This is a genomic window from Halorubrum kocurii JCM 14978, assembly GCF_000337355.1.
Lineage (GTDB): Archaea > Halobacteriota > Halobacteria > Halobacteriales > Haloferacaceae > Halorubrum > Halorubrum kocurii.
On record NZ_AOJH01000041.1, the window covers coordinates 1 to 4,051 of the forward strand.

Sequence of the window (4,051 nt, forward strand, 5' to 3'; positions counted from 1 at the left end):
GCCAACCGAGGGCGAAAACCACATCAAAGCCCCACCCTCAACGAGCGAGGCCGCAAGGCCGAGTGAAGTAGGGTGGGGTCGGTTACACGCCGCGGCCCTGCAGCTTCTCCTCTTCGGGCATGTCCTCGTTCGACTGACCCTTCATCCCCTTGCCGGTCCCGCTCGCGATCCGGGCGAGCTCCTCGGGGTCGTCCCAGTTGTTGACGGCCTCGACGATCGCGGTGCCCATCGCCTCGGGGTCCTCCGCGCCGAAGATACCGGAGCCGACGAAGATGCCGTCACAGCCGTGGTACATCATCAGCGCCGCGTCCGCGGGCGTGGCGATCCCGCCGGCCGCGAAGTTGACGACCGGGAGCCGCTCGGCCTCCGCGGTCTCGTGGACCAGGTCGCGGGGGGCGCCGTGCTCGCGGGCCCACTTCTCGCGCTCCTCGTAGTTGAGCCCGGTGAGCGTTCGGATCTGGTTTTTGATGGTGCGCTGGTGTTTGACCGCCTGGTTGACGTCGCCGGTGCCGGCCTCGCCCTTGGTGCGGATCATCGCCGCGCCCTCGCGGATGCGCCGCAGCGCCTCGGGGAGGTTTCGGGCGCCGCAGACGAACGGCGACGCGAAGTCGCGCTTGTCGGTGTGGTACTCGTCGTCGGCGGGCGTGAGCACCTCCGACTCGTCGATCATGTCGACGCCGAGCGCCTCCAGGATCTCCGCCTCCTTGCGGTGACCGATGCGCGACTTGCCCATCACGGGGATCGACACCTCGTCGATGACCTCGGGGACGCGCTCGGGGTCGGGCATCCGGGCGACGCCGCCCCGCTTCCGGATGTCGGCCGGGACGTGTTCTAACACCATCACGGCGACCGCGCCGGCGTCCTCCGCGATGCGGGCCTGTTCGCGGTTGACGACGTCCATGATGACCCCGCCTTTCTGCATCCGTGCGAAGCCGCGCTTGACCAGGTCGGTCCCCCGCTTCAGCTCCTCTAAATCCGTGGCCTCTGCCATGTGAGAGAGTAGGGTCGCCGGTCACTTAACGGGTCGCTTTGGCGGGTGTTGGGGCGCTGTCATCGGCGCGGATCGCGGGCGTTCAGACGCCGATTTCGCGGCTGAGATCACGCCCGATCCGTCGCCCGACCGCAACCGCGAAGTCCCTCGGGGTCCAGAGGCGAGCCGTGACTTCCGGAGCCATCCTCGCCGGGGGGCGCTCGACGCGCTTCGGCGACCGCGACAAGGCCGTCGCCCCGCTCGCTGGCGTGCCGATGGTCCGCCGCGTCGCGGACCGGCTCGCCGGCGCCGACGACCCCGTTCCGCCGGGTGCCGACCGCGCTTCCGGCGGCGACCCGGTCGTCGACGAGCTCGTCGTCAACTGTCGGCCAGACCAACGAGACGCGATCGATGACGCGCTCGACGGCCTCTCGCTGCCCCTGCGCTGGGCGGTCGACGACGAGCCCGACCTGGGCCCGGTCGCCGGTATCCGGAACGCCTGTCGGGCCGCCGCGGGCGAGTACGTCGCCGTCGTCGCCTGCGACATGCCGTTCGTCGACCCCGGCTTCCTCGCCGGGCTCGCCGAGGACGCCGCGGGCCGCGAGGCGGTGATCCCTCGGCTCGACGACCGCTGGCTCCAGACGACGCAGGCGGTCTACCACGCGGAGGCGACGGGAGCGGCCTGCGAGCGCGCCCTCGCCCGCGGCGACCGGAAGGTGGTGGCGCCACTCGACGACCTCGACCGCGTCGTCGTCGGCGACGCGGCGATCCGCGAGCGTACGACGGAGCAGACGTTCACCAACGTCAACACGCAGACGGAGCTCGCGGAGGCGGAGACCGCGCTCGCGGCGGCGCTCGGCGACGCCGATCCTCGCTGACGCCGATCCTCGCTGACGCCGATCCTCGCTGATTCCGATCACCGGTGGCGCCGACGCCGACGCTCGGCGATCGGACGAGTGAATAAATGAGACCGCGGTCAGTCCGACAGCCGCTCGTACGCCTTGTTCAGCTCCTTGAACGCGTCCTCGTCGCCGTCCTCTCCGTCCGGGTGGAGCCGCTTCGCGCGCTCCCGGTAGGTGGACCGGACCGTCGCGCTGTCGGCGGTCGGGTCGAGCCCGAGCGTCTCGTAGGCCTCGCGCTCCGACATCCCGCTCGTCGGCGGGGCGCGGTCGCGCGGGTCGCCGGCGCCGCGGGCCCCGGACGCGGACCAAGCCCCCCGGTCGCCCGCCGCCCCGGCGCGGCCGAACCCGCCGTCGGTCGCCCCCGCCGACCGGTACGCCGACCGGCGGTGTTCGGCGGCTCTCGCCCGCTGTCGGGCTCGGGCGCGGTCTCCCGGACCCGCCCGCGCGGCCTCGCGCCGGACGCGGTCTCGAAGCCGGCCGCTGGCGTGGTACCAGAGCAAGTACGCGACGACGCCGAACGGAACCGCGACCGCCAGCAGGACCGGGGAGACGACGACGCCCGCCACGAGCAGGAGGGCCGTCAGTCCGATGAACGTCGCTGCCATGCCGACGACGATCGTTCGATTCGTCACACCTCCTATCGGGGCTCCAGCGTTGTAAGCGCTCGGGGCTGAGCCGGGCGCTCCCGTCGGATATCGGGTGAAGGAGGTGGGTCTGGAGCCGCCGATTCGGCGGGCGGGAGACCGCCTCGGCCGGAGCCGGCTCCGTAGCGGGGGACGGACCGGGCCGCGCTCCGGACCGCGACCCTGCCCGCCTCCGCACCGTTTATGCCCGCGGCCGACCGGATCCGTGGTATGCCGACTGCGGACCGCGAGACGGTGACCGGACTCCCGCCGGGTATCGCCGCCGCCCGCGAGGAGCTGACGCCGATGCTCTCGCAGTACGCCGACCTGTGCGCGGCCCACGAGGACGCGCTCGTGCTGTTCCAGGTCGGGGACTTCTACGAGGCGTTCTGCGAGGCGGCCGCGGCCGTCGCCCGCGTCTGCGAGGTGACGCTGACGGAGCGCTCCGACTCGACCGGCGACTACCCGATGGCGGGGATCCCTATCGACAACGCCGCGCCCTACCTCGAGTCGCTGCTCGACGCGGGCTACCGCGTCGCGCTCGGCGACCAGGTCGAGGACGCCGAGCAGGCGTCGGGACTCGTCGACCGCGCCGTCACCGAGGTGATCACCCCCGGGACCGTCGTCGAGGACGAGCTGCTGGAGGCGGGGACGACGAACTACGTGGCGGCGGTGGCAGTGGGCGGTGACGGCGACGGCGCGGCCGATCGGACCGTCGGCCTCGCCGCCGTCGACGTCTCCACCGGCGAGTGCCTCGTCACGTCGGGGGACCGGGACGCGGTCGCGGAGGAGCTGGACCGGGTCGCGCCCGCGGAGCTGATCGCGGGCCCGAACGCCCCGGACTTCGAGCCGGCCGACGCCGGGCGCGGCTGGACGACCCACGCGTACGACCAGGGCGTCTTCGACCGCCGGGCCGCGGCGGAGCGGCTGGAGCCGTACCTCCCCGCCCCCGACCGACGGTTCGACGGCGACGCCGAGCTGCGGGCGGCGGGGGCGGTGCTCGCGTACGCCGAGTACACGCAGGGCGACGACGGCCCGCTCTCGTACGTCACCCGGATCCGGCGGTACGACCCTCGCGACCGGCTCCGGCTCGACGCGGCCGCCCAGCGCAGCCTCGAGCTGTTCGAGAACCGCGGCCTGGGCGCGAGCGACACCCTGTTCGACGCCCTGGACGAGACGAGCTGCGCGCTCGGCCGCCGGTGTCTGGAGCGCTGGCTCCGGCGCCCGCTCGTCGACGCCGACGCGATCCGGAGCCGCCACGACGCGGTCGGCGAGCTGGCCGACCGCACCCTCGCCCGCGAGGGGCTCGCAGACGCGCTCGGGACCGCCTACGACCTCGAACGCCTCGTCGGGCGGATCTCCCGCGGCCGCGCCGACGCGAGGGACCTGCGCTCGCTGCACGCGACGCTCGCGGTCGTGCCGGAGTTGAAGGCGACGCTGGCGGGCGCGGACGGCTCGGGAGGACCGGAAACCGACGGCGACGCCGACCTCCTCCGCACCGACCACCTCCGCGACCTCCGCGACCTGTCTCTTATACACATCTCTGATGGCGCGAG

General features: G+C 73.1%; 4 protein-coding genes. 2 read left to right on the plus strand and 2 right to left on the minus strand.

The annotated features are described in order from the left end of the window. Window positions 1–82: 82 nt before the first annotated feature. The gene (gene pdxS / locus C468_RS05370; protein ID WP_008847860.1) at window positions 83–991 is read right to left on the minus strand and encodes a pyridoxal 5'-phosphate synthase lyase subunit PdxS; all 909 of its coding nucleotides are present in this window, start codon (window positions 989–991) and stop codon (window positions 83–85) included. Between the two features lie 167 nt (window positions 992–1,158). Between pdxS and C468_RS05375 the strand changes: the two genes are divergently transcribed. Next, window positions 1,159–1,848, plus strand: a complete 690-nt coding sequence (locus C468_RS05375; protein ID WP_008847861.1) for a molybdenum cofactor guanylyltransferase — start codon at window positions 1,159–1,161, stop codon at window positions 1,846–1,848. Window positions 1,849–1,946: 98 nt separating this feature from the next. On the opposite strand, the gene C468_RS05380 is transcribed toward C468_RS05375, so the two are convergent. Continuing rightward, the gene (locus tag C468_RS05380) at window positions 1,947–2,504 is read right to left on the minus strand and encodes a J domain-containing protein (protein WP_008847862.1); all 558 of its coding nucleotides are present in this window, start codon (window positions 2,502–2,504) and stop codon (window positions 1,947–1,949) included. A 222-nt stretch (window positions 2,505–2,726) separates the two neighbouring features. On the opposite strand from C468_RS05380, the gene C468_RS05385 reads away from it, so the two are divergent. Further along, the coding region (locus tag C468_RS05385) for a MutS N-terminal domain-containing protein (protein WP_449272010.1) at window positions 2,727–4,051 on the plus strand (1,325 nt) is incomplete at its 3' end.